Origin of the sequence: Streptomyces sp. NPDC002884 (assembly GCF_040295245.1) — a bacterium.
Taxonomy (GTDB): Bacteria; Actinomycetota; Actinomycetes; order Streptomycetales; family Streptomycetaceae; genus Streptomyces.
This window is the reverse complement of sequence record NZ_JBEOVB010000005.1, coordinates 297,826-321,487: the sequence shown is the minus strand read 5'-3', so window position 1 is coordinate 321,487 and position 23,662 is coordinate 297,826. Positions and strand designations below refer to the sequence as shown.

Below are 23,662 nucleotides of genomic sequence, written 5' to 3'. Positions count from 1 at the left end.
CCGCTCCGACGGCGACGGACGGGAGAAGGCGTTTCTTTGTGCGCGGTCATGGTCAGTCAGATTGTGATTGCCATGTGATCGGATCTGGCCCAGACGATAACAAAAAGGTAACGACTCCCTGGGTTCCGTTTCATGTGATCATCCGGTAACAGTGCTCCGAACGGGCCGACGGCGTACGGATACTGAGCGCATGCCACGAGTTCTGCTGATCGAGGACGACCGTGCCGTGCGGGACGGCGTCGCCCTCGCGCTGCGCCGTCAGGGCCACGAGGTCGCCGCCGCCGAGACCGGGGAGGACGGCCTGGACCGGGTGCGGTCCTTCCGGCCCGACGTCGTGGTGCTGGACCTGATGCTGCCCGGCATGACCGGCCTGGACGTCTGCCGCAGGATGCGTGACCTGGACCAGACGCTGCCGATCATCATGGCGACCGCGCGGGGCGACGACGAGGACATCGTTGTCGGGCTCGAGGCCGGCGCCGACGACTACGTGGTCAAGCCCGTGCCGGCCCGGGTGCTCCAGGCCCGTATCCGCGCCGTCCTGCGCCGGGCGGCAGGCGCGCCCGCCGACGGCGGCATACCGAAGATCGACACCTACGGCGACCTGACCGTCGACCGGGCCGGGCTCTCGGTCACCTGGCAGGGGGCCCCGGTCGCCCTCGCCCCCTCCGAACTGCGACTGCTGCTGACCCTGTCCGCCTCGCCCGGCCAGGTGTTCAGCCGTCAGCAACTCCTCGAAGCGGTCTGGCAGCACAGCTACCACGGCGACGCGCGCCTGGTGGACGCCTGCGTCAAACGACTGCGCGCCAAATTGGGCGAACCCCCGCGCGAGCCCCGCCACATCCACACCGTGCGCGGCTTCGGCTACCGGTTCGCCTCCCGGTGAGGCCCCTGGCGACCCGCGTCAGGAAGCACCGGCTGCGTGGTCTGCGCGTGCGGCTGGTGGTGGCGTTCGCGCTGGTCGCCGCCGTCACCGCCACGACCACCGGCGCGCTCACCTTCCGGGAGGCGCGCACCGGAGTGCTCCAGCAGAGCCAGGACACCGTGATCGAACTGCTGCGCACCCAGGTGACACGGCTCGCCCCCGCCCTCGTCCTGCCGGCCGGCCGGGACGAACTGCGGCGGTTCGCCACCGAGGTGGCCGACGCCCAGCCGTCGGGCGCCTGGCGCGTACTGGTCGCCTACCGCGGTCTGGAGGCCACCTCCGTCCCCGGCGACCCCTTCGAGGAACTGACGCCCGCCCTGCGCGAGGCGGTCGACTCGAGGTCGGCCACCGTGTTCCAGCGGGTGAACCGCGCGGACCACACCGCACTCGTCGTCGGCATGTCGGTCGCCTTCACCTCCTCCCTGTCGAGCAGCTGGCCCCTCACCGGACTCCAGGTGTTCCTGACGGTGCCGCAGGCCACCGAACAGGCCTACGTGGACGCCCTGGTGACCGCCGTGGAGCGGGCCGCCGTCCCCGCCCTGGCGCTCGCCGTCCTGCTCGCCCTGCTCGCCGCCCGCGGGGTGCTGCGACCGGTACGCGCGCTGCGCCACGCCACCCGCAGCATCGCCGAGGGCCGGCTGGACACCCGCCTCGCCGTCGACGGCTCCGACGAACTCGCCGAGCTGTCCCACACGTTCAACGAGACGGCCGCGGCCCTGGAGGAGTCGGTGGCCGAGCTGCGCGGCATGGAGGCCAGGGCCCGCCGTTTCGCCGCGGACGTCTCGCACGAACTGCGCACTCCGCTGGCCGCCATGTCGGCCGTCACCGACGTCCTCGACGAGGACGCCGCCGGCCTCGACCCCGACACGGCCACCGCGGTCCGGCTGATCAGCGAGGAGACCGTGAAGCTGACCCGGCTCGTCGACGACCTGATGGAGATCTCCCGCTTCGACGCGGGCGCGGCCGTGCTGCATCTGGACGAGATCGACCTCGCCGAGTCCCTCCGGCGCACCCTCGCCGCCCGGGGCTGGACCGACACCGTGCAGGCCCGCCTGCCCGAGCCGGACGCGCTGCGCGGACGCGTCGACCCGCGCCGCCTCGACGTCGTCGTCGCCAACCTGGTCGGCAACGCCCTGCGGCACGGCGCCCGTCCGGTGCGGTTGAGCCTGCGCGAGGTCACGAGCGAGGGCGGCGGCGAGCGGCCCGGCACCGGGCGGCGGGTGGTCATCGAGGTGCTGGACAGCGGGCCCGGCATCCCCGACGGCGTGCTGCCCCATGTCTTCGAACGCTTCTACAAGTCGGACGTCGCCCGGTCCAGGACCGAGGGCAGCGGACTGGGGCTGGCGATCACCGAGGAGAACGTCCGGATGCACGGCGGTACCGTCCGGGCGGCGAACCGACCGGAGGGCGGCGCCGTCTTCACCGTGGAACTCCCGCTGCGCCGGGACGAGTCGACGCGGGGCGAGTCGACACGGGGCGAGTCGACACGGGGCGAACCGATGGGGGAGGAGCGAGCGTGAGGGCCGTACGTCGAGCCTTGCTGCTGTGCGTCCCGGCGCTGTGCGCGCTGGTGTCCTGCGGCATTCCGGCGACCGGTGTGGTGGAGGCGGGCGGACCCGCGCACGGGATCGTGCCGATGGTGCGGGTCTACTTCGTCGAAAACGGTTCCCTGGTCGCCGTCCCCCGCAGGCCCGTCGGCACGGTCGACGCGGAGTCGGCGGTGAAGAGCCTGCTCGAGGGTCCGACGGAGGCGGAACGGGCGAAGCGGCTGACCACGCTGCTGCCCCCGCCGACGGCCGCCTCGACGATCGCGCCGATCCCCGTCGCGAGCATGCCTCCCGCCACCGACCCGTCCGGCGGTCTCGCCGCCGAGGCTCCGGCGTCGGCCACCGTGTCCGTTTCCGTGGACGCGCGGAGCGGTGTGGTGTCGATCCAACTGCACGATTTCAGCGCGGAGTTGACAGAGCTCGCGATGGCGCAGCTGGTCTGTACCGCAGCCGAGGCGCAACGCACCACAGACACCGGCGCGGGTGTCGGCAGCGGCACCGGTACCGGCACCGGTGCGGTGACCGTGAAAGTGACGAACGCGCTCGGCCGGAGCGTCGAAGGATCCGACGAAGGCTGTCCCGCCGGCTGACCCGCGCTATTCGAGTTGCACGAGACGTATCGTCTCGCCTACGGTCGACGGCATGACCAGTCGCCCCGCGCATGTCGCCATGTTCTCCATCGCCGCCCACGGTCACGTGAACCCGAGCATCGAGGTGATCCGCGAGCTCGTCGCGCGCGGGCACCGGGTGACGTACGCGATTCCGCCCGTCTTCGCCGAGAAGGTCGCCGGTACCGGCGCCGAGGTCAAGCCGTGGCACTCGACGCTGCCCTCGCCCGACGACGACCCCTCCGCCTGGGGAAACACCCTCCTCGACAACGTCGAGCCCTTCCTGGCCGACGCGATCCAGGCCCTGCCCCAGCTGATCGAGGCCTACGACGGAGACGAGCCGGACCTGGTGCTGCACGACATCACCGCCTACCCGGCCCGCGTCCTCGCCCACCGGTGGGGCGTGCCGGCGATCTCCCTCTCACCCAACCTCGTGGCCTGGGAGGGCTACGAGGAGGAGATCGCCGAACCGATGTGGGCGGAGCCGAGGGAAACCGAGCGGGGAAAGGCTTACTACGCCCGTTTCCACGCCTGGTTGGAGGAGAACGGGATCACCGAGCACCCCGACTCCTTCGCCGGCCGCCCGGCCCGCTCCCTCGTGCTGATCCCCAGGGCGCTCCAGCCGCACGCCGACCGGGTCGACGAGAGCGTGTACACGTTCGTCGGCGCCTGCCAGGGCGACCGTGCCGCCGAGGGTGACTGGACGCGCCCCGCGCAGGCGGAGAAGGTCGTCCTCGTCTCGCTGGGCTCGACCTTCACCGACCAGCCGGACTTCTACCGGGAGTGCGTGCGGGCCTTCGGCGGGATGCCCGGCTGGCACCTCGTGCTCCAGATCGGCAGACGCCTCGACCCCGCCGTGCTGGGCGCCGTACCCGACAACGTCGAAGTGTGTTCCTGGGTACCGCAGTTGGCGGTCCTGAAGCAGGCCGACCTGTTCGTCACGCACGCCGGCGCGGGCGGCAGCCAGGAGGGGCTGGCCACGGCCACCCCGATGATCGCCGTACCGCAGGCCGTCGACCAGTACGGCAACGCGGACGTGCTCCAGGCGCTCGGTGTGGCCCGGCGGATCGCCACGCCCGAGGCGACGGCCGAGACGCTGCGGGAAGCCGCCCTCGCGCTCGTCGACGACGTGGAGGTGGCCCGTCGGCTGAAGGTGATCCAGACGGAGATGGCGCAGGAGGGCGGCACCCGCCGGGCGGTGGACCTCATCGAGGCCGAGTTGTCGCGGAAGCGATCCTGAACGCCCTGGCAAAGCCTCCGGAACCGGCCCTGGACCGGCCCTGGACCGGCCTGGGGCTGGCCTGGGGCTGGCCTTGGATCGGCCTTGGATCGACCTGGGGCCGGCCTTGGGCAGGTCCTCAACCGGTCCTGGACCGGGTGCCGAACCGGGTGCCGAACCGGCCTCCGGATCGGGTGCCGGATCGGGTGCCGGATCGGGCGCGGGATAGGGTGCCGAACCAGACGTGAATGAGGGCCCGTTGACTCCCCCGGGAGGTCAACGGGCCCTCGGTTCAGGTTGCTTCAGCAGGCCCGGAGCGGTGTCAGACCCGCAGCGGCTCGCCCTCGTCGTCCCGCGTCACCGGCGCGACCGCCTCGGGCGACTCGTCGTGGGTGAAGTCGGGCAGCCAGTGCAGCCACTTCGGCAGGTACCAGTTGCGCTCGCCCAGCAGGGCCATCACGGCCGGGAGCAGCACGCCCCGGATGATCGTCGCGTCGATCAGCACCGCCGCCGCCAGGCCGACGCCCATCTGCTTCATGGACTGCATGGACAGCGTTCCGAAGATCGCGAACACGGCGACCATGATGACCGCGGCGCTGGTGACCACACCGGCCGTGGTGACGACACCGTGCTTGATGGCCTCGTTCGTCGAACGGCCTCGCATCCGCGCCTCGCGGATCCGCGAGACCACGAACACGTGGTAGTCCATCGACAGGCCGAACAGGATCACGAAGAGGAACAGCGGCAGCCAGGTGATGATGGCGCCGACGCCCTCCGCACCCACCAGCGACGCGCCCCAGCCGTGCTGGAAGACGGCGACGAGGATGCCGTAGGCGGCGCCCACCGACAGCAGGTTGAGCACGATCGAGGTGATCGCGACCGTCAGCGAGCGGAACGACAGCAGCATCAGCAGGAAGGCGAAGACCACGACGAACGCGAAGACGGGAGCGACGGCTCCGGCCAGCTGGTCGTTGAAGTCCTTCGAACCGGCCACCTGTCCGGTGATCGGCGCCTGGAGGCCGTCGATCTTGCCGAGCGTGGCGGGCCGCACCTCGTCGCGCAGCTTGTCCAGGCTCGCACCCGCCTTGTCCAGGTCGGAGCCGCCGACCAGCGGAACGTAGACGTACGCGATGTTCTGCGCGTCGTGCAGCTTGATCTCGACCGGGCCGCGGGAGGCGCCCGAGCTGACCGCCTGCTCCTTGAACTGCGCGAGCGCGGTCTTCACCTCGGCGGCGTTGATGTCGTCCGCCTTCACGATCACCTCGGCCGGTTCGGAGCCGCCCGGGAAGGCGTCGTTGACCCGGTTGTAGGTCTGCACGATCGGCAGCGAGTCGCCGAACTCCTGGTCCAGGGTGAGGTTCTGGGTTTTCATGCCGACCGCAGGAGCGGCGATCGCCAACAGGGTGCCGGCCGCCACGACCAGCGACACGGCGGGCCTGGCGAGGACGACCTTCAGGACGGCGCTCCAGAACCGGCTGCCCTCGTCGGTGCTCCGGCCGGTGCCGTTCTTGCGGCGCTTGTCGGGGTGCAGGAACGGGATCCGGCCCTTCTCCACCCGCTGACCGAGCAGCGACAGCAGCGCGGGCAGCACGGTCACGGAACCGACCATGGCGACCGCGACCACCATCAGGGAGGCCAGACCCATCGCCTCGAACGTGGCGAGCCCGGTGAACAGCATGCCCGCCATCGCCACGCACACGGTGACGCCGGAGACGATCACGGCCCGGCCACTGGTCGCCGCGGCGATCCTGAGAGCGGTTTCCGGATCACGTCCCGCGGCCCGCTCCTCGCGTTCCCGGCGCAGGTAGAACAGGCAGTAGTCGACGCCGACGGCCAGACCGACCAGGAGCATCACGGAGCTCGCCGTGTCGTCCATCGGCTGGAAGTGGCTGGCGATGCTCATCAGGCCCATCGTCGCCATGATCGCGGTGACCGCGAGCGCCACCGGCAGCAGCGCCGCCACCAGCGCGCCGAAGGCGATCAGCAGAATGCCCAGGGCCACCGGCACGGCCGAGAGCTCCGCCTTCTGGAAGTCGTCGCCGAACGCGTCGTCGAACGTCTTCATCATGCTGGCGCCGCCGATCTCCTCGATCCGCAGCGAGGAGTGGTCCTTCTGGACGCCCTCGACGGCCTCGAGAACCGGCTCGACCCGCTCGCCCGCGGTGTCGGAGTCGCCGCGCATGTCGAACTGCACGAGCGCGCTGCGGCCGTCCTTGGAGATCGTGTCCGAGTCGTACGGCGAGGTCACGTCGGTGACCTTGCCCGTCTTGTCGACGGCCGCGACGACAGCGGCGACGGCGGCCCTGAACTCCGGGTCCGTGGCCTTGACGGAGCCGTCCTTCGACTGGATGAGGACCGTCTCACTGGCCGGCTCGTCGATGCCGGCCTCCTCGGTGATCAGGGCGGCCGTGTGGGTCTCGCCCCCCAGCTGGTCGCTCTCCTTGACCTCGACCGTGCCCACCGCCGAGCCGATCCCCATGGCCAGGACGACGAACAGCACCCAGATGCCCACGGCGGCCCATCGGTGTTGGGCGCTCCAGCCGCCTGCCCGCGCGGCGATGCCCCGCACCCGTATATCTCCGGTCCCCATGACGGGCCTGCCCTCTTGTGACGCGGTGGAAGCCCCCTGCCGCCACCTTTCGATTCGAAGGTATGGGCTGGATAAGGCCATCTCGTCGTGCTGTCCGGTGAGGTGCCGGACACCCGACTCCTCCCGTCGGACCGCGTCGTCTCACCGCTGGGGAGGACAGGGGTCCCCTACATCTATCCGGGGATCTCGGGGATGACGATCAGGGTGCGGGCCCCTCACGAGGCCGAGGGAACGACCGCCGGACGGGCCGTCGGGGTCGGCCGTTGACGCGGGCCGCCGGTGAGGCGCGTGCACGCGGGCCGCCGGTGCGCGGCGATGACACGGGCCGCCGCTGAGGGCCGCCGGTGAGGGGGAGGGGGCGCGAGAGCCGCCGGTGAGAGGCGTCGGCGAGGGCGTCGGCGAGGGCTGTGGCGAGACCGATGGGCAGGTCGAGGGCGGAGGTCGGAAAGGTGTCCACGAAAGTTTGTCGAACCGGTCGCGAGCCTGTGGAGATGTCCGGCAGGTGTTGCTCCGCGCCCCGCCGATCGGTCAGAGTTCCGTCCGGTGCTCCACCCCTGCCGCGGCCGCCGTGCCCACCCCCACGGGGCACGACGGCCGCTTAAGGTGAGCGGATGACGACGACGTACGCGGCACTGCTGCGCGGCATCAACGTGGGCGGCAGCAGGAAGGTCCCGATGGCCGAACTGCGCACCCTGCTGGAGGGACTCGGCCTCGGGGAGGTCCGCACCTACCTCCAGAGCGGCCAGGCGGTCTTCTCCTCCGCCCACGGCGACGAGGAGAGCCTCGCCGCGGAGCTCGCGGCGGCGATCGAGAAACACTTCGGCTTCGCCGTGGGCGTGATCGTGCGCGACCACGCCTTTCTGGAAGCGGTTGCCGACGCGTGCCCGTTCCCGGCCGCCGAGCTGGAGGCCAGGCAACTCCACGTCACGTATTTCTCCACCCCCGTCGACGCGGAGCGTTACGCCGGGATCGACCAGGCCGCCCACCTCCCCGAGGAGTTCCGCCTCGGCGACCGCGTGCTGTATCTGTACGCCCCCGAGGGGCTCGGCCGGTCCAAGCTCGCCGAGCAGCTGTCCAAGCCGCGGCTGAACAAGGGGCTCGTCGCCACGACCCGGAACTGGAACACCGTCGTCAAACTGGTGGAGATGACGCGAGCGTGACCGTGCGCAACCCGTGGAAGGGCGCCAGGGACAGGATCTCGCGGGGCAGGATCCGCAGGATCGCGGTCACGTACCGGGACTCGGCGTCGTGGTGCAGCCGTTCCTCGGGGATCCCGTACCCGACACGGCCCCCCTTCAGCTGATGCACCATCAGATCGCGTACGAGGCACATGAGTTCGCGCGGATCCCGGGGCAGGTCGGAGACATCCAGCTCTCCCGGGTCGCTGTACGGCGTCTGCCGCAGGTGGAAGTCGTCCATGTCCGGACCCTCGGCCCTGCCCCAGGGACGAGGTCAACCGCGGCCGGGCCATTTCCCACGCTTCTGATGGGGCGTACACACGACTGTGCGAGGCTCGTCCCATGCGTTACATCATCATCGGGGCAGGGGCGATCGGCGGCACGGTCGGCGGACGACTGGCGGAGGCCGGGCAGGAGGTCGTGCTGGTCGCGCGCGGCGCGCACCGGGCCGCGCTCACGGAGGGCGGACTCCGGCTCAGGGTGCCGCAGGGCGAGCTGACGTACCGGTTGCCGGTCGTCGACGGACCGGACGCGCTCGGCACACTGCGCGCCGACGACGTCCTCTTCCTCGCCGTCAAGACCCAGGACACCGAGGCGGCGCTCCAGGCGTGGGGCCCCGCGCCGGTCGAGGGCGGCGGCACGGCCGCCGAGAGGCTGCCCCTGGTCTGCGCGCAGAACGGGGTGGAGAGCCCGCGCCTCGCCCTGCGCCGCTTCCGGCACGTCTACGGCGTCTGCGTCTGGCTGCCCGCCACCCATGTCGAACCGGGTGTCGTCTCCGCCGCCGGCACCCCGCTCACCGGCATCCTCCACCTCGGCCGGTACCCGCACGGCACGGACGACACGGCCCGCCGCATCGCCGCCGACCTGGAGAAGGCGCACTTCGAGGCACCCGTCGTACCGGACGTCTCCCGCTGGCAGTACGCGAAGCTGCTGTCCAACCTCGGAAACGCCCTGGAAGCGGTGAGCGGCCCTGTGAGTGGCGCGGTGAGCGGCCCGGCGGGCGGCACCGAGGCGGAGGCGCTGTACGCCAGGGTGCGGGCAGAAGGCGAGGCCGTGCTGCACGCCGCCGGGATCGCGTGGGCGAGCACCGAGGAACAGCAGGCCCTGCGCGGCGACAAGGTCACCCTCGTCCCGCTCGACGGCTCCCCGCGCGGAGGCGGCTCCTCCTGGCAGTCCCTCAGCCGTGGCGCCGGCACCATCGAGGCTGACCACCTCAACGGCGAGATCGCGCTCCTCGGCCGTCTGCACGGCGTGCCGACCCCGCTGAACGAGTTGCTGCAACGGCTTGCCAACCAGTTCGCCCGGGACCGGAGGGCGCCCGGGTCGCTGCCGCTGCCGGAGCTGATCCGGCTGGCCGACGACCGGGCCGCCGGCGCTGTCGCGTTTGTTCAAGAGTCCTGAGCACTGCGCTGCCTAGCGTGGGGCGCATGAAGTACGACGAGACGCACCAGTACATGTCCGAATGCGCGGCCGAGGCGTCGCGCGTCGCCCGCGGTGTCCCGGCGGCACGGTTGAGCGACCCGACGCACTGCCCGGGCTGGGACGTCCGCGCCCTGGTCCACCACTGGGTCCTCTACACCTCCCACGGCCTCGAGCACCGCGCCCTGCGCGAGCAGCTCCCCGACGAACTGATCGCCCGTGACTTCACCGCCGACCCGCGGTGGGCCGGGGCGTACGCCGACCAGTTGGAGCGTGCGGTCGCGTCCTGGGCGGATCCGGCCGTGTGGGAGGGCGAGGTCGAGTTGGGAACGGCCGCGATGCCCGCCGCCGAGATCGCCTCCATGATCGTCAAGGAGATGGCGGTGCACGGCTGGGACGTCGCGGTCGCCACCGGCCAGGAGTTCCGCATCTCGGACGACGCGGCCCGGTTCGTCCTCGACGTCGTCGAACGGCACGGTGACCTCTACCGCCAGTACGACGGCTTCGCAGCGGTGGTGCCGGTGGCGGAGGACGCGCCGGTGTTCGAACGGGCGCTGGCGTCGAGCGGACGCGATCCGCGCCAGGGCACGGCCCACGCCGACCGCTGAACGATCACCTCGGGCCGACTGCGGTGGGGCGCGGGGCGCGGGGCCGACGAGGGAAGGGGTGCCTGGGGCGCGCGGGGCGAGCGAGGGGCAGGGCGAGGCGGGCGCGGGGCAGGGCGGGGCGAGCGCGGGGCGCGGGGTGCACACCTGCGCCTGATCGGTTTCGGTAGTTTCAGCATCCCTCGGTAACAGCCGCGGCTTCGGCCCGCGAGGGCGTCCTCGGGGTCCCGCGGCAGAAACCGGTGTCGCAACGGAAACCGTTACGGCAACACCGACGGCAACCGGTGTCGCAACGGAAACCGTTACGGCAACACCGACGGCAACCGGTGTCACAACGGAAACTGGTACCGCAACACCAACAGCGACCGGTCTCACAACAGAAACCGGTACCGCAACACCAACAGCAACCGGTCTCACAACAGAAACCGGTACCGCAACGGAAACGGAGCCCCTCGCTCGCGAGGGAGCCCCGCGTCGGTCAGGCGCCGACAGCCGCCAGCGCCGGGGTGCGTGCCGCGTCGTACCGTTCCAGCAGCACCCGCGCCACCTCCGGCGCCGGACCCAGGACGTCCGCCAGGACATCCGCCCCGGCCGCGCCTCGCGCGATGCGGTCCGGCAGGAAGCCGGGGGCCAGGACGTAGGGGGCGACGGCGACCCGCGAGCACCCCAGCGCCCGCAGTTCGCGGACCGCGTCCTCGGTGCGCGGGAACCCCGAGGGAGAACCGGCGGAGGCGAACGCGGGCCGCACGGCACACCAACCGGTGCGCCGCCACGCCCGCGCGATTTCTGCGATCACCGCGATCGCCTCCGGGTCGGTGGACCCCGCCGAGGCCAGCACCACCCCGGTCGAGGACTTGTCGGCAGGCGTCAGGCCGGCCTCGTACAGCCGTCGTTCGAGGACGGCGAGCAGCAGCGGCGACGGGCCGAGCACCTCGGCCTGTCTGATCCGCAGTTGTGCCGGAGCGTCCCGCAGGACCGCCGGGATGTCCGCCTTCGCGTGGAACGCCCGGGTCAGCAGCAACGGCAGCGCCACGACGTCCCGGACGCCCTCCGCCGCCAACGACTCCAGCACTCCATGGACGGAAGGGATGTTGAAGTCCAGGAAACCGGTCTCTACCCGCAGCCCCGGCCGCAACGACCGCACCCGCCGCACCAGGGCGTGCACGGTCGCTGCGTGGCGCGGATCACGACTGCCGTGGGCAATCACCACGAGAACGGGAGGAACCGGTTTCCTGTACATGTGACGTCAGCTCTTCACCAGCAGACCACGGCTGCGCAGCACCCACCGCTCCAGCGGACTGAAGATCAGCAGGTCGATGGCGATGCCGACGAACAGGATGAGCAGGATCGCCTCGAACACCATCGACATGTCACTGGCGTTGCGCCCGTTCTCCAGCAACTGACCGAGACCGACGCCCAGGTCGGGGAAGGACGCGATGATCTCCGCCGCCATCAGCGAACGCCACGAGAACGCCCAGCCCTGCTTCAGACCCGCCACGTACCCCGGCAGCGCGGCCGGCAACGTGATGTACACGGTTCCCTTCAGACCCGTCGCGCCCATCGTGCGACCCGCCCGCAGGAACAGCGGCGGCACCTGGTCGACGCCGGACACCAGCCCGTTGGCGATGGACGGCACCGCGCCGAGCAGGATCACCGCGTACATCATCGAGTTGTTCAGACCCAGCCACAGCACGGCCGGCGGCACCCACGCCACCGACGGCAGTGACTGCAGACCGGACAGGATCGGACCGATCGCCGCCCGCACGAACTTCACCCGTGCCACCAGCAGACCCAGCGGGGTGCCGATCGCCAGCGCGAAGAGGAAGCCGAGCAGACCGCGCGAGACGCTGGTCCAGATGTAACCGAGCAGCTTGCCCTCGAGCCAGGCGTCCTGGAGCGTCCGCCAGACGTCCAGGGGAGAGACCAGCTTGGTCGGGTCGTCGACGATCTTGAAGGTGATGTGCCAGACGACCAGCAGCAGCACGGTCGCCAGGATCGGCGGCAGGATCTTGTCGACGAAGGTCCGCCGAAAGGGCGTACGGGCGACGGGCGCCACGACGTCCAGCGCGTCGAGCCCCGCCTCCACCCCGGCAAGCTCGGTGGTAACCGCCTTCGTCGCCGTCGTCTTCGTCTCAGTGCTGGCCATGACGGCGGATCTCCCCACGCAGGACTTCGGTGATCTCGATGGACAGTTCCGCCACCGGGGCGTCCTCGATCCGGCGCGGCTGCGGGATGTCGACCGTCCACTCGCGCGCCACCCGGCCGGGCCGGGAGGACAGCAGGACGACCCGCTGCGCGAGCCGCACCGCCTCACGCACGTTGTGCGTGACGAAGAGGACGGACAGTCCCGTCTCCCCCCAGATCCGGGTCAGTTCGTCGTGCAGCACATCCCGGGTGATGGCGTCCAGCGCCGCGAACGGCTCGTCCATCAGCAGGATGTTGCTCTCCTGCGCCAGCGCGCGGGCCATCGCCACGCGCTGCCGCATACCGCCGGAAAGCTCGTGAACACGCTTGCCGTACGCGCCCTTCAGCCGGACCAGCTCGAGCAGTTCCTCCGCCTTGTCGCGCCGGTCGTTCTTCGCGACCCCCCGGAGCTTCAGGGCGAGCTCGATGTTCTTGCCCGCGCTCAGCCACGGGAAGAGGGCGTGCTCCTGGAACATCAGCGCCGGGCGGCCGTCCGTCGTGATGGAGCCGGTGGTGGGCTCGTCGAGCCCCGCCACCAGGTTGAGCAGAGTGGACTTGCCGCAGCCCGAAGCCCCCAGGAGGGTGACGAACTCGCCGGGAGCGACATCGAGAGTGATGTCGTCCAGGACGAGCTGCTGCCCGCCCGGCCCTGCGAAGGACTTCGAGACGTGCTCAAGCCGGGCCGCGTACTCCACGGACTCCGCGGACTCGGCGGCCTTGGCGAAGGTCGTTGCCATGGTCGTCACCTCCTGGGAACTCATCGGACTCCGATCAGCTGACGCCGAGACCGGCGTCGTCGACCGTGGACTCGCCCTCGGCCTTGAGGACCTTGTTCAGGATGCTCAGGTCGTAGATGCCCTTGAGGTCGGGCTTCTCGAGCAGGCCCGCCTTGACCGCGTGCTCCGCCTCGCTGTTGAGCGTGGAGGCCAGCGGGTCGTTGATGAACTGGATCGACGTCCACGCCGGGTCCAGCACCTCGGTCGGCAGCGCCTTGCCGGAGTCCGCCTCCAGCTGCTTGTTCGCCGCGGCCTTGGCCGCCGCCGGGTTGGCGTTGATCCACTTGTTGGAGTCGACCGAACCCTTCAGCACCGCCTCGACGACCTTCGGGTGCTCCGTGAGGAACTTCTGCGACACGATGATGTTCGTGATCACGAACTTCTTGTCGGGCCACAGCGAGGCCTCGTCGAGCAGCACCTTGCCGCCCTCGGCGACCAGCTTGGACGCGGTCGGCTCCGGCACCCAGGCGCCGTCGATCGAACCGGCCTTGAAGGCGTCCGGAGTCACCTTGTTGTCGCTGCGGACCACGGTGACGTCGCCCTTGCCGCTCTGCGCGTCGACCTTCCAGCCCTGGTCCGCGATCCAGTTCAGGAACGCCACATCCTGCGTGTTTCCGAGCTGAGGCGTCGCGATCTTCTTGCCCTTGACGTCCTTGAGGGACTTGACCTTGTCCGGGTTGACGACGAGCTTCACACCGCCGGACGCCGAACCGCCGATGATGCGCAGGCTCTTGCCGGCGGACTTGGTGAAGCCGTTGATCGCGGGGGAGGGGCCGATCCAGCCGATGTCGATGGAGCCGGCGTTCAGCGCCTCGATCTCGGACGGGCCCGCGTTGAAGGTCGCGTACGACGCCTTGGTGGCGCCCAGAGCCTTCTGGAAGATGCCCTGCTCACGGCCGACCAGCGCGGTCGCGTGCGTCAGGTTGCCGAAGTAGCCGATCTTGACGGTGTCGAGCCCGTCGATCTTCTCCGATCCGGCGGCGACCTTCTCGTTGGCGTTGTCGTCCTTGGCGTCGGAACCGTAACCGCAGGCGGCGAGGGCGAGCAGGGGAAGGGCCGCCACGGCGGCGATGCCGCGGCGAAGAAGAACTGAGCGGTTGGCAGGCACGGGAGGGGTTCCTCTCGTTGGCCCGGCGGTCACGGATTTTCAGGTCGTGGCCGGGAAATCGGCAAAGGGTTTTCGTCGCTTCCGGGACGGCGGGTGGGGGGACGGGGCGCGCAGGCAGTGCGCGTACGTCAGAGCGCACATCGCGCCACTCCGCCCTGCCCGCTGCCGAGGGCGCCGCTGCCGACGCGGCCGCCCTCCTTCGCGAACGTGGAGTAGAAATCGGTTGTGGTCATGTTCAGAAGTCCCAACCGTCGTCGTCGGGCTCGTCCTTGACCGGCTCCGGCGACGCGAACGACTCGCCGACCATGCCCGCGGTGAGCGTGGTGCCGTCGGCCGGGTCGATCAGGATGAACGAGCCGGTGCGACGGGAGTCGGCGTAGGAATCCACCGGAAGCGGTTCCGAGGTGCGGATCTTCACGCGGCCGATGTCGTTGGCGACGAGCTGTCCCGGGTGCGGGTGCAGGGACAGGTCGTCGAGCGTGAGTCGGGACGGGATGTCCTTGACGATCGCCTTGACCGTGCGGGTGCCGTGCTTGATCAGCACCCGGTGCCCGACGGTCAGCGGCTGGTCCGCCACGTGGCACACGGTCGCCTCGACGTCCTGTGTGGTGGGCGGAGCGTCCTTGGTCGGCACGATCAGGTCGCCGCGCGAGATGTCGATGTCGTCCCTGAGCAACAGGGTTACCGACTGGGTCGTCCACGCCGCGTCCACCGGCTCGCCCAGCAGGTCGATGGCGGCGATGGTCGAGGTACGGCCGGACGGCAGAACCGTCACCGCCTCGCCCACATGGAACGTGCCGGCCGCGATCTGACCCGCGTATCCCCGGTAGTCCGGGTGCTCGGCGGTCTGCGGACGGATCACGTACTGCACGGGCAGCCGTGCGTGGCAGTGCGCCAGGTCGTGACTGACCGGAACCGTTTCCAGGTGTTCCAGGAAGGTCGGCCCGCCGTACCAGTCCATGTTCGCCGACGGATCCACCACGTTGTCACCGGCGAGCGCCGAGATCGGGATCGCGGTGACCTCGGGAACGCCGAGCTCGCTCGCGTACGCCGTGAACTCCTCGGCAATCTCCGCGAAGACGGTTTCCCTGTACTCGACGAGGTCCATCTTGTTGACGGCCAGGACGACGTGCGGAACCCGGAGCAGGGCGGCGATGGCCGCGTGCCTGCGGGTCTGTTCCACAACACCGTTGCGGGCGTCGACCAGGATCACCGTCAGCTCGGCCGTGGAGGCGCCCGTCACCATGTTGCGGGTGTACTGCACATGGCCGGGCGTGTCGGCGAGGATGAAGCGGCGCCGGGGCGTGGCGAAGTAGCGGTAGGCCACGTCGATGGTGATGCCCTGCTCGCGCTCGGCGCGCAGGCCGTCGGTGAGGAGCGCCAGGTCGGGGGCGTCCTGACCGCGGTTCGCCGAGGCACGCTCCACGGCCTCCAGCTGGTCGCTGAGGATCGACTTGGAGTCGTGCAGGAGCCGGCCCACGAGCGTGGACTTGCCGTCGTCGACGGAACCGGCGGTGGCGAACCGCAGCAGGGTCGTGGCCGAGAGTTCCTCGGAGGTGATCGTGCTCATGCTTAGAAGTACCCCTCGCGCTTGCGGTCTTCCATCGCGGCCTCGGACATCTTGTCGTCGGCGCGGGTGGCGCCGCGTTCGGTGAGCCGGGAGGCGGCGATCTCGGCGATGACGTCGTCGAGCGTCACCGCGGCGGAGTCGACGGCGCCGGTGCAGGACATGTCGCCGACGGTCCGGTAGCGCACGAGGCGCTTCTCGACGGTCTCGCCGTCCTTCGGTCCGCCCCACTCACCGGCGGTCAGCCACATACCGCCGCGCCGGAAGACCTCCCGGTCGTGCGCGAAGTAGATCTCGGGCAGTTCGATGCCCTCACGGGCGATGTACTGCCAGACGTCGAGCTCGGTCCAGTTGGACAGCGGGAACACCCGGACGTGCTCACCGGGGGCGTGCCGGCCGTTGTAGAGGTTCCACAGCTCCGGGCGCTGGCGGCGGGGGTCCCACTGGGAGAACTCGTCGCGCAGGGAGAACACCCGTTCCTTGGCGCGGGCCTTCTCCTCGTCGCGCCGTCCGCCGCCGAAGACGGCGTCGAACTTCTCGGACTGGATCTTCTCCGTCAGCGGCAGCGTCTGGAGCGGGTTGCGCGTGCCGTCGGGGCGTTCGCGCAGCGCACCGCGGTCGATGTAGTCCTGGACGGAGGCCACATGGAGGCGCAGCCCGTGCTCGGCGACGACCCGGTCGCGGTACTCGAGGACCTCGGGGAAGTTGTGCCCGGTGTCGACGTGCAGGAGCGAGAAGGGGACCGGGGCCGGGGCGAACGCCTTCAGGGCCAGGTGCAGCATGACGATGGAGTCCTTGCCGCCGGAGAACAGGACCACCGGGTTCTCGAACTCGCCCGCCACCTCGCGGAAGATGTGCACCGCCTCGGACTCCAGCGAGTCCAGGTGGCTGAGGGCGTACGGACTGGCCGTGCCCTCCTCGGCCTTGGCGACGGTCGTCGTCATGCCAGTCCCCTCTCGGTGAGCAGGGCGTACACCGACGCCGCGGACTCCTGCACGGTCTGGTCCTGGGACTCGATCCGCAGATCCGGCGACTCGGGGGCCTCGTAGGGGTCGTCGACCCCGGTGAGCCCGGTCAGTTCGCCCGCCGCCTGCTTCGCGTACAGACCCTTCACGTCCCGGACCGAGCACACGTCGACCGGGGTCGCCACGTGCACCTCCAGGTAACCGGTTCCGCTCTCCTGATGGCGCTTGCGCACCGCTTCACGGCTGTCGGCGTAGGGCGCGATCACCGGGACCAGGGCCGTGACGCCGTTACGGGCGAGCAACTCGGCCAGAAAACCGATGCGCTGCACGTTGACGTGCCGGTCCTCGCGGCTGAAACCGAGGCCCGCGGAGATGAACTCGCGGATCTCGTCGCCGTCGAGCACCTCGACGCGGTGGCCCTCCTCGCGCAGCCGGCCGGCCAGCTCGTACGCGATGGTGGTCTTGCCGGCGCTCGGCAGACCCGTGAGCCAGACGGTGGCTCCGGTCGTCACGTGGTTCTCCCGGTTCGTAGAAGTGGGGGTGGGGGTGGGGGTGTTCGTGGAGGTCGAGGCCATGGCGGTCAGCCGTGCAGCCCGCACTCGGTCTTCGCGCGTCCCGCCCAGCGGCCGGCGCGCGCGTCCTCGCCCGCCAGGACGCGACGGGTGCACGGGGCGCAGCCGACGGAGGCGTAACCGTCCATCAGCAAGGGGTTGGACAGCACGCCGTGCTCGGTGATGTACGCGTCGACGTCGTCCTGGGTCCAGCGGGCGATGGGCGAGATCTTGACCTTCTGCCGCTTGTCGTCCCAGCCGACGACCGCCGTGCCCGCCCGGGTGGGGGACTCGTCGCGCCGCAGGCCGGTGGCCCAGGCCCGGTAGCCCTCGAGGCCCTCCTCCAGCGGCTGCACCTTGCGCAGCTTGCAGCACAGGTCCGGGTCGCGGTCGTGCAACTTCGGCCCGTACTCGGCGTCCTGCTCGGCGACCGTCCGGCGCGGAGTGAGCGTGATGACGTTGACGTCCATCACCGCCTCGACCGCGTCCCGGGTGCCGATGGTCTCGGGGAAGTGGTAACCGGTGTCGAGGAACACCACGTCGACGCCCTTCTGGACCCGGGACGCCAGGTGCGCGACCACGGCGTCCTCCATCGAGGACGTCACGCAGAACTGCTTGCCGAAGGTGTCCACCGCCCACTGGAGGATCTCCAGCGCGGAGGCATCCTCCAGGTCGCGGCCCGCCTGCTCGGCGAGCGCCTTCAACTCGTCGGTGGTGCGGCCTTTCTGAACCGTCGTCATATCCGGTCCCCTCCCGGGTCGGTGCGCTGAACGCCCCGGGCGAGCAGCCCGAGGAACTTCAGCTGGAATGCGCGGTTGCACGCCGCGCATTCCCATGCGCCGTGAACGCCTTCCGCGGCCTCGCTCGGACGAAGGTCCTCGTCGCCGCAGTAGGGGCAGTAGAAGGGGGCGGCCCGCTCGCTCACGTGAGGGCCTCCTCGCTGGCGCGCGTGGCCCAGGCGGCGAAGCGCTCGCCGTCCTCGCGCTGCTCCTGGAACCGCTTCAGCACGCGTTCCACGTAGTCCGGCAGGTCCTCCGAAGTGACCTTCAGACCACGGACCTTGCGGCCGAAAGCGGCTTCCAGTCCGAGCGCGCCGCCCAGGTGCACCTGGAAGCCCTCGACCTGTTCGCCCTGGTCGTTGAGGACCAGCTGGCCCTTGAGGCCGATGTCCGCGACCTGGATGCGGGCGCAGGCGTTCGGGCAGCCGTTGATGTTGATGGTGATCGGCTCGTCGAACTCCGGGATGCGGCGCTCCAGTTCGTCGATCAGTGCGGAGCCGCGCTGCTTGGTCTCGACGATGGCGAGCTTGCAGTACTCGATGCCGGTGCAGGCCATCGTGCCGCGCCGGAACGGGGAGGGCTTGGCGGTCAGGTCCAGCGCCTCCAGCGCCTCGACCAGCGACTCGACCTGCCCCTCCTCGACGTCGAGGACGATCATCTTCTGCTCGACGGTGGTACGTACCCGGCCCGAGCCGTGTGCCTCGGCGAGCTCCGCGATCTTCGTCAGGGTGGCGCCGTCCACGCGGCCGACACGCGGGGCGAAACCGATGTAGTAACGGCCGTCCTGCTGGCGGTGCACGCCGACGTGGTCGCGCCAGCGCTCGACGGGGGCGGCGGGCGCCGGGCCGTCGGCGAGCGTGCGCTTGAGGTACTCGTCCTCCAGGACCTGGCGGAACTTCTCCGGGCCCCAGTCGGCCACCAGGAACTTCAGGCGGGCCCGGGTCCGCAGGCGCCGGTAGCCGTAGTCGCGGAAGATGCCGATCACGCCCGCCCAGACGTCCGGGATCTCGTCCAGTGGCACCCAGGCGCCGAGCCGGACGCCGATCTTCGGGTTGGTGGAGAGTCCACCGCCGACCCACAGGTCGAAGCCGGGGCCGTGCTCGGGGTGCTCGACGCCGACGAACGCCACGTCGTTGATCTCGTGGGCGACGTCCAGGAGCGGGGAGCCGGAGATCGCCGTCTTGAACTTGCGCGGCAGGTTGGAGAACTCTTTGCTGCCGATGAACCGGCGGTTGATCTCCTCGACGGCCGGGCTGCCGTCGATGATCTCGTCCTCGGCGATGCCCGCCACCGGCGAGCCGAGGATCGTCCGGGGTGTGTCTCCGCAGGCCTCGGTGGTGGAGAGACCGACCGCCTCGAGGCGGTTCCAGATCTCGGGCACGTCCTCGATGCGGATCCAGTGGTACTGGACGTTCTGCCGGTCGGTGAGGTCGGCGGTGCCGCGCGCGAACTCCTGCGAGATCTCGCCGATCACCCTCAGCTGCTCGGTGGTGAGCCGGCCGCCGTCGATGCGGACGCGCAGCATGAAGTACTTGTCGTCCAGCTCCTCCGGCTCCAGGATCGCCGTCTTGCCGCCGTCGATCCCCGGCTTGCGCTGGGTGTACAGGCCCCACCAGCGCATCCGGCCGCGCAGATCGTTGGGGTCGATCGAGTCGAAGCCCCGCTTGGAGTAGATCGTCTCAATGCGTGTCCGCACGTTGAGACCGTCGTCGTCCTTCTTGAACTGCTCGTTGCCGTTGAGCGGGGTGAAGTGTCCCGCGGCCCACTGGCCCTCACCGCGGTGACGGCTCACCTTGCGGCGGGGAGTCTCGGCGGCAGGGTTCTGCGGGGTGGCGGCCATGGTGGATACGTCCTTCGGGACAGGCGGGAATCGGCTCTGACCTGCGCGTACGGGCGCATGGGAGTGCATGCGCGTCATTGCGCGAGTGGCAGGCTGTGCGGAGATGTCGGCGGTGCTGCGGCTCGTCAGCTCGCCGGACAGATGGCGCTGGACATGCGGCCGAGGTCGACGTGCCGCCGACTCACCAAGGCAATTCCAGTTCCGGACATGGCGAAAGCGTGTCACGGCGATCTGGACACAGTCCAGCTTCGTCCGCGATGCGGACACCATGGTCCCGAAATGTGAGACGTGGGTGTCCTCGATCACATGCCTCGCGAGGCCTCTTGTCGGCGCAGGTCACAGCCGGTATGGGCGAAGCGGTCAGACCGGGAGGGCACCCGGCCAGGGGCCCGGCGCGGACACCTCGGGCTGCTCCTCGACCTTGGTGTCGAACAGCTTGAAACCGCGCCGCTGATAGTTGTCCATGGCGTGCTCGCCGTCCAGGCTGCACGTGTGCAGCCACACCCGCTTGGTCTGCGGCAGCCCCGGCCAGCGGTCCGTGAGGTCCCACGCCCGGGCGGCGCCGTACGCCAGCAGGTGCCCACCGATACGCCGTCCCCGGAAGGCCGGGAGAAGACCGAAGTAAACGATCTCTACGGCACCGTCGTCCTGCGGCTCAAGCTCCACGTACCCGGCCGGCGTGCCCCGGTCGTAGGCGACCCAGGTCTCGACGCCCGGACGCGCGAGGTGTTCCTGCCACTGCGCGTACGTCCAGCGCAGCCGGTCGATCCAGCGGATGTCCCCGCCGACGGACGCGTACAGGAAACGGCTGAACTCGGGGGAGGGGACCTCGGAGCGGACGATCCGGACGTCGCCCTCGGGCGCGGCGGCCGGGAGGACGTCGGTCGGGTCGGTCTGCTCCAGGGACCAGGTGGTCACGGGGATGTTGGTCATGCCCGTCAGGGAATCATCTACCCGGTTGTTCTGTCGATCGAGGCCAGCGGCAGTGCGAAGAGCGCGCGTCCCGACTGGGTCCAGACCTCGCCGGTCGCCTCCCAGTAGGAAAGTGATTCCGTCTGCGGGCTCCAGCAGCTGTGGGTCTCCTCGGCACCGCACACGGCCGCCTCGGACCTGCCCGCCTTGTCGCTCTCGTCGCCCTTGCCGTCACTGTCGCCGGCGTCCTGCCGCCACAGCGTCCCTTGGTCGTCCTGTGGGCCGGCGGCACGGGTCACGTACCACTCGGCTCCGTACGACAGCACGCCCCGTACGCCCGTCACCTTCGTCTCGTAGGCCTCCGAGGCCCGTACCCGGCCGGTGGCGCTCGTGGCGAGCAGCCCCTCGTGCCCGGGGGTGCTGCTGAAGGGGTAGCGCCACAGGCGGCCGGTCCGGTCGCCGTCGTCGAGGGTCCACTCCCCGGCGACCAGGCTGTCCGGCACGGTGCTGCGGTCGAGGGAAACGGTTGCGGGGTGCGGAGCGTCGGAGTCGCCGCTCAGCTCATAGGAGCCGATGGCCGGCAGTACGAAGCGGTAACCGTTTGCGGACCAGCCGCCCGGCACCCGTCCGACCGCGTCACCGACGACGCCGGCCCGCTGGACGCGGTTCATGTCGTACACATAGAGCGCGGTACGGTCTCCGTCGTCGGCGGTGACCAGCAGTTTGTCCTGGTACCAGACCATGCCGGAGATGTGCGAGACCAGTCCCCGGTAGTCCCGCCCCTCGTCCACCGGGACGGCGAGCAGTGCCCAGGTGTAGGTGAGGTGGCTCAGGTCGCCCGCGTTCACGAAGCCGACCCGGGCCAGGCCCCGGTCGGCGGCCGTGCCGCCGCTGCGCGACCAGCCGGAGAGGATCACCTGGTTCGAGCCCCAGACGCCGTCGTCGTCCGCGTCTCCCGACGTGGTGACCGCGCCCGGCTGCCAGCCCTCGGTGTCGTCCGTGTTCCAGCAGTAGGCGCGGGTGGCCACGGGGGAGACGGGCAGGGCCCTGCGCTCGGTGGCCGAGCAGTCGATCGCGTCCCGCAGGGTGCGGTCGGCCCCCTCCAGCACCGCGCCGACGCCGACCGGTCGGCCCATTCCCGCGGCGAGCCGGTCCAGTGAGGCCTGCGGTACCCGGTTCTCCGTGAGGCGCAGTTTTCCGGTCTCGGCCGAGGTCGCAAGCGGTTTCAGGCCGCCGGGACCGTCGGTGGTGACCGTTGCCTGGGAGGCGCTGATCATGGTGGCGGCAACGGTGAGGGCGAGGGCGGTTCCGGACAGGAACGCCCGCAGTGCCCTGCCTCGTCTGCGCCGGCGGTGTCGGCCGCGTTGCTTCATTTGCCCTCCCGAGGCGGGCCAACTGCGCCTGATGATCCGTACGTTGACCGAGGAGCAGGTGGGGTGACCCGTAGAGGGATGCTACGGCAGTCGGGCGCCGTCGGGGGCGAAGACCCCGCAAATATGCGGAAGACGCCACCGGAAGGACTCGGATGACCATGGTTGCTACGGTGCGGCCGCGCGGTTTCTCACCACCGCGGGCGCGGTCGAATGCGGTAGCAAACCCCTTGGATCCGCCGGAAGGAGCACCTCGACCTCGGCGTCCTCGCAGAAACGATACGGCCGATGTTCCAGAAACGTCCCCAGGTACCGCCGCACCCGGGACATCTCGGCCCGCACCGTCACCGTACGGCCCGAGTCGCCGAAAACATCCTCGGCCAGACCCGCCGCGCTGCGACCGCCGGGGTCGGCCGCCAGCAGGTAGAGCAACTCGGCGTGCCGGGGACTGAGTTCTCGGGACCACGACCCGGCGCCCCCCGACACCGTCACCGACCAGCGCCGGGGCCGGGCCAGATCCAGCACGATCCGCGTCCCGCCGCGCGGCGACGGCTCGCTCGCCTCGTCCACCGACCGCACCAGCCAGCCCCCGGCCAGCGGCTCGATCGAGCACAGCCCGAGCGCCGGGAGCCAGCGGCGGCCCGGGGAGGGCGACTTGGGCAGCGTGATACGGCTCGCGTACGGCATCCCGGTCACCGCGGCAGTCCAGCCGTCCGCGTCCACCGCGGCCGCCCGGCCGCCCAGCCGGGCCAGCACCGGTGCCGCCACCGCGCGCAACCGCTCCAGTGAACCCAGGTGCCTCTCCCGGAGCCTCGACTCGGCGAGTTTCGCCACCGAGTCGACCCAGGCGAGCGTGGCCGGATGCATCGTCTCGAGCGGCCCGCTGACATCGACCACGCCGAGGAGCCGGCCGTTGCGCGGGTCGGTGATCGGGGCGCCCGCACAGGTCCAGGCCGTGTGGGAGCGCACGAAGTGCTCGGCGGCGAACACCTGTACGGGACGGCGCACCACCGCGGGCGTGCCCACGCCGTTGGTGCCGACGACGTCCTCGCCCCAGTCCGCGCCCAGCTCGAAACCGAGCCCGTCGGCCTTGCGCAGCACGGGTCCGCAGCCCTCGCGCCACAGCACCCGGCCCTCCCCGTCGGCGACGACCATGATGTGGTGCGCGACGTCCGCGACCGAGAGCAGCCCCTCGCGCAGCACCGGGAGCACCTCGCGCAACGGCGACTCCTCCCGCCTGCGCCGCACCTCGTCGGCGCTGAGCAGCCCCGCTCGGAAATCGTGTTCCGGGTCGACGCCGCTGCGCAGCATCCGATCCCAGGACTGCTCGATCACGGGGCGCGGGGCGACGCGCGCCTGCTGACCGGCCAGCCGGGCGTCGCGCACCTCGTTGAGCACCCGCGCCGCCCGCGCGGCGTCGACGGCCGCGAGTTGCGGCACGTTCATCGGTGGCATCGCCACTGGGCCTCCCGGGAGCACACAGTCGGACAACCGGATGTCAAGTTTTCATGCCGACTGTTTC

At 70.6% G+C, this 23,662-nt stretch carries 22 protein-coding genes and 1 pseudogene; 7 read left to right on the top strand and 16 right to left on the bottom strand.

Annotated features, from left to right (window positions below; all coding sequences use genetic code 11):
- Positions 1 to 190 precede the first annotated feature (190 nt).
- The 4 genes and pseudogenes from ABT070_RS13770 to mgt all read left to right on the top strand — a co-directional run bounded on the left by ABT070_RS13770 (position 191) and on the right by mgt (position 4,317).
- Positions 191 to 883 (top strand): response regulator transcription factor, encoded by a 693-nt coding sequence (locus ABT070_RS13770; RefSeq protein WP_351759159.1) that lies wholly within the window; start codon positions 191 to 193, stop codon positions 881 to 883.
- Positions 880 to 2,442 carry a sensor histidine kinase gene (locus ABT070_RS13765; RefSeq protein WP_351759156.1) on the top strand — a complete coding sequence of 521 codons (1,563 nt, stop codon included), beginning with the start codon at positions 880 to 882 and terminating at the stop codon, positions 2,440 to 2,442. Before ABT070_RS13770 ends, ABT070_RS13765 begins: the two co-directional genes overlap by 4 nt.
- Complete coding sequence (locus tag ABT070_RS13760) at positions 2,439 to 3,059, top strand: hypothetical protein (RefSeq protein ID WP_351759153.1); 621 nt, start codon at positions 2,439 to 2,441, stop codon at positions 3,057 to 3,059. Before ABT070_RS13765 ends, ABT070_RS13760 begins: the two co-directional genes overlap by 4 nt.
- Positions 3,060 to 3,074: 15 nt before the next feature.
- Positions 3,075 to 4,317, top strand: a pseudogene (gene mgt, locus ABT070_RS13755) (macrolide-inactivating glycosyltransferase).
- Between the two features lie 301 nt (positions 4,318 to 4,618).
- Here mgt and ABT070_RS13750 read toward each other — a convergent pair.
- Positions 4,619 to 6,886, bottom strand: coding sequence for an MMPL family transporter (locus ABT070_RS13750; RefSeq protein ID WP_351759151.1), 2,268 nt, complete (start codon positions 6,884 to 6,886; stop codon positions 4,619 to 4,621).
- A 611-nt stretch (positions 6,887 to 7,497) separates the two neighbouring features.
- On the opposite strand from ABT070_RS13750, the gene ABT070_RS13745 reads away from it, so the two are divergent.
- A complete protein-coding gene (locus ABT070_RS13745) occupies positions 7,498 to 8,046 on the top strand; it encodes a DUF1697 domain-containing protein (RefSeq protein WP_351759148.1) in 549 nt (182 codons plus the stop codon).
- On the opposite strand, the gene ABT070_RS13740 is transcribed toward ABT070_RS13745, so the two are convergent.
- The gene (locus tag ABT070_RS13740) at positions 8,018 to 8,305 is read right to left on the bottom strand and encodes a hypothetical protein (RefSeq protein ID WP_351759145.1); all 288 of its coding nucleotides are present in this window, start codon (positions 8,303 to 8,305) and stop codon (positions 8,018 to 8,020) included. The two genes, ABT070_RS13745 and ABT070_RS13740, sit on opposite strands and share 29 nt — an antisense overlap.
- 101 nt (positions 8,306 to 8,406) lie before the next feature.
- On the opposite strand from ABT070_RS13740, the gene ABT070_RS13735 reads away from it, so the two are divergent.
- On the top strand, positions 8,407 to 9,465 hold the full coding sequence (locus ABT070_RS13735) for a ketopantoate reductase family protein (RefSeq protein ID WP_351759141.1): 1,059 nt from the start codon (positions 8,407 to 8,409) through the stop codon (positions 9,463 to 9,465).
- Between the two features lie 26 nt (positions 9,466 to 9,491).
- On the top strand, positions 9,492 to 10,091 hold the full coding sequence (locus tag ABT070_RS13730) for a TIGR03086 family metal-binding protein (RefSeq protein WP_351759138.1): 600 nt from the start codon (positions 9,492 to 9,494) through the stop codon (positions 10,089 to 10,091).
- A gap of 475 nt (positions 10,092 to 10,566) precedes the next feature.
- On the opposite strand, the gene ABT070_RS13725 is transcribed toward ABT070_RS13730, so the two are convergent.
- From ABT070_RS13725 to ABT070_RS13660, 14 genes are all read right to left on the bottom strand, one after another.
- Positions 10,567 to 11,328 carry a sirohydrochlorin chelatase gene (locus tag ABT070_RS13725; protein ID WP_351759135.1) on the bottom strand — a complete coding sequence of 254 codons (762 nt, stop codon included), beginning with the start codon at positions 11,326 to 11,328 and terminating at the stop codon, positions 10,567 to 10,569.
- Positions 11,329 to 11,334: 6 nt separating this feature from the next.
- Positions 11,335 to 12,234 carry an ABC transporter permease gene (locus ABT070_RS13720; protein ID WP_351759133.1) on the bottom strand — a complete coding sequence of 300 codons (900 nt, stop codon included), beginning with the start codon at positions 12,232 to 12,234 and terminating at the stop codon, positions 11,335 to 11,337.
- Positions 12,221 to 13,033, bottom strand: coding sequence for an ABC transporter ATP-binding protein (locus ABT070_RS13715; RefSeq protein WP_451099890.1), 813 nt, complete (start codon positions 13,031 to 13,033; stop codon positions 12,221 to 12,223). The genes ABT070_RS13720 and ABT070_RS13715 overlap by 14 nt, the downstream gene beginning before the upstream one ends.
- A 10-nt stretch (positions 13,034 to 13,043) precedes the next feature.
- Positions 13,044 to 14,156 (bottom strand): aliphatic sulfonate ABC transporter substrate-binding protein, encoded by a 1,113-nt coding sequence (locus ABT070_RS13710; RefSeq protein WP_351759128.1) that lies wholly within the window; start codon positions 14,154 to 14,156, stop codon positions 13,044 to 13,046.
- A gap of 235 nt (positions 14,157 to 14,391) precedes the next feature.
- Entirely contained in the window at positions 14,392 to 15,726 is a 1,335-nt protein-coding gene (locus ABT070_RS13705) for a sulfate adenylyltransferase subunit 1 (protein ID WP_351759125.1), read from the bottom strand.
- Positions 15,727 to 15,728: 2 nt separating this feature from the next.
- Positions 15,729 to 16,667 carry a sulfate adenylyltransferase subunit CysD gene (gene cysD, locus ABT070_RS13700; protein WP_351759122.1) on the bottom strand — a complete coding sequence of 313 codons (939 nt, stop codon included), beginning with the start codon at positions 16,665 to 16,667 and terminating at the stop codon, positions 15,729 to 15,731.
- Positions 16,664 to 17,263: an adenylyl-sulfate kinase gene (cysC, locus tag ABT070_RS13695; RefSeq protein WP_351759119.1), complete on the bottom strand. Its 600-nt coding sequence runs from the start codon at positions 17,261 to 17,263 to the stop codon at positions 16,664 to 16,666. The genes cysD and cysC overlap by 4 nt, the downstream gene beginning before the upstream one ends.
- A 5-nt stretch (positions 17,264 to 17,268) precedes the next feature.
- The gene (locus ABT070_RS13690) at positions 17,269 to 17,979 is read right to left on the bottom strand and encodes a phosphoadenylyl-sulfate reductase (protein WP_351759117.1); all 711 of its coding nucleotides are present in this window, start codon (positions 17,977 to 17,979) and stop codon (positions 17,269 to 17,271) included.
- Positions 17,976 to 18,164: a hypothetical protein gene (locus ABT070_RS13685; protein WP_351759114.1), complete on the bottom strand. Its 189-nt coding sequence runs from the start codon at positions 18,162 to 18,164 to the stop codon at positions 17,976 to 17,978. Before ABT070_RS13685 ends, ABT070_RS13690 begins: the two co-directional genes overlap by 4 nt.
- A complete protein-coding gene (locus ABT070_RS13680) occupies positions 18,161 to 19,858 on the bottom strand; it encodes a nitrite/sulfite reductase (RefSeq protein WP_351759111.1) in 1,698 nt (565 codons plus the stop codon). The genes ABT070_RS13685 and ABT070_RS13680 overlap by 4 nt, the downstream gene beginning before the upstream one ends.
- A 125-nt stretch (positions 19,859 to 19,983) precedes the next feature.
- A complete protein-coding gene (locus tag ABT070_RS13675) occupies positions 19,984 to 20,067 on the bottom strand; it encodes a putative leader peptide (protein WP_309486338.1) in 84 nt (27 codons plus the stop codon).
- A 151-nt stretch (positions 20,068 to 20,218) separates the two neighbouring features.
- On the bottom strand, positions 20,219 to 20,791 hold the full coding sequence (locus ABT070_RS13670; RefSeq protein WP_351759108.1) for a GNAT family N-acetyltransferase: 573 nt from the start codon (positions 20,789 to 20,791) through the stop codon (positions 20,219 to 20,221).
- Between the two features lie 17 nt (positions 20,792 to 20,808).
- Entirely contained in the window at positions 20,809 to 22,143 is a 1,335-nt protein-coding gene (locus ABT070_RS13665) for a hypothetical protein (RefSeq protein WP_351759105.1), read from the bottom strand.
- Between the two features lie 165 nt (positions 22,144 to 22,308).
- Positions 22,309 to 23,586 (bottom strand): GAF domain-containing protein, encoded by a 1,278-nt coding sequence (locus ABT070_RS13660; RefSeq protein ID WP_351759637.1) that lies wholly within the window; start codon positions 23,584 to 23,586, stop codon positions 22,309 to 22,311.
- Positions 23,587 to 23,662 lie beyond the last annotated feature (76 nt).

Bases quoted from the DNA above. Each gene is read 5' to 3' on its own strand.
- ABT070_RS13670 (WP_351759108.1), bottom strand. From the start codon at position 20,791: ATGACCAACATCCCCGTGACCACCTGGTCCCTGGAGCAGACCGACCCG.
- ABT070_RS13730 (WP_351759138.1), top strand. From the start codon at position 9,492: ATGAAGTACGACGAGACGCACCAGTACATGTCCGAATGCGCGGCCGAG.
- ABT070_RS13720 (WP_351759133.1), bottom strand. From the start codon at position 12,234: ATGGCCAGCACTGAGACGAAGACGACGGCGACGAAGGCGGTTACCACC.
- ABT070_RS13770 (WP_351759159.1), top strand. From the start codon at position 191: ATGCCACGAGTTCTGCTGATCGAGGACGACCGTGCCGTGCGGGACGGC.
- ABT070_RS13745 (WP_351759148.1), top strand. From the start codon at position 7,498: ATGACGACGACGTACGCGGCACTGCTGCGCGGCATCAACGTGGGCGGC.
- ABT070_RS13715 (WP_451099890.1), bottom strand. From the start codon at position 13,033: ATGAGTTCCCAGGAGGTGACGACCATGGCAACGACCTTCGCCAAGGCC.
- ABT070_RS13680 (WP_351759111.1), bottom strand. From the start codon at position 19,858: ATGGCCGCCACCCCGCAGAACCCTGCCGCCGAGACTCCCCGCCGCAAG.
- ABT070_RS13660 (WP_351759637.1), bottom strand. From the start codon at position 23,586: ATGAACGTGCCGCAACTCGCGGCCGTCGACGCCGCGCGGGCGGCGCGG.
- ABT070_RS13665 (WP_351759105.1), bottom strand. From the start codon at position 22,143: ATGAAGCAACGCGGCCGACACCGCCGGCGCAGACGAGGCAGGGCACTG.
- cysC (WP_351759119.1), bottom strand. From the start codon at position 17,263: ATGGCCTCGACCTCCACGAACACCCCCACCCCCACCCCCACTTCTACG.
- ABT070_RS13735 (WP_351759141.1), top strand. From the start codon at position 8,407: ATGCGTTACATCATCATCGGGGCAGGGGCGATCGGCGGCACGGTCGGC.
- ABT070_RS13750 (WP_351759151.1), bottom strand. From the start codon at position 6,886: ATGGGGACCGGAGATATACGGGTGCGGGGCATCGCCGCGCGGGCAGGC.
- ABT070_RS13690 (WP_351759117.1), bottom strand. From the start codon at position 17,979: ATGACGACGGTTCAGAAAGGCCGCACCACCGACGAGTTGAAGGCGCTC.
- ABT070_RS13725 (WP_351759135.1), bottom strand. From the start codon at position 11,328: ATGTACAGGAAACCGGTTCCTCCCGTTCTCGTGGTGATTGCCCACGGC.
- cysD (WP_351759122.1), bottom strand. From the start codon at position 16,667: ATGACGACGACCGTCGCCAAGGCCGAGGAGGGCACGGCCAGTCCGTAC.
- ABT070_RS13675 (WP_309486338.1), bottom strand. From the start codon at position 20,067: ATGTCCGGAACTGGAATTGCCTTGGTGAGTCGGCGGCACGTCGACCTC.
- ABT070_RS13740 (WP_351759145.1), bottom strand. From the start codon at position 8,305: ATGGACGACTTCCACCTGCGGCAGACGCCGTACAGCGACCCGGGAGAG.
- ABT070_RS13705 (WP_351759125.1), bottom strand. From the start codon at position 15,726: ATGAGCACGATCACCTCCGAGGAACTCTCGGCCACGACCCTGCTGCGG.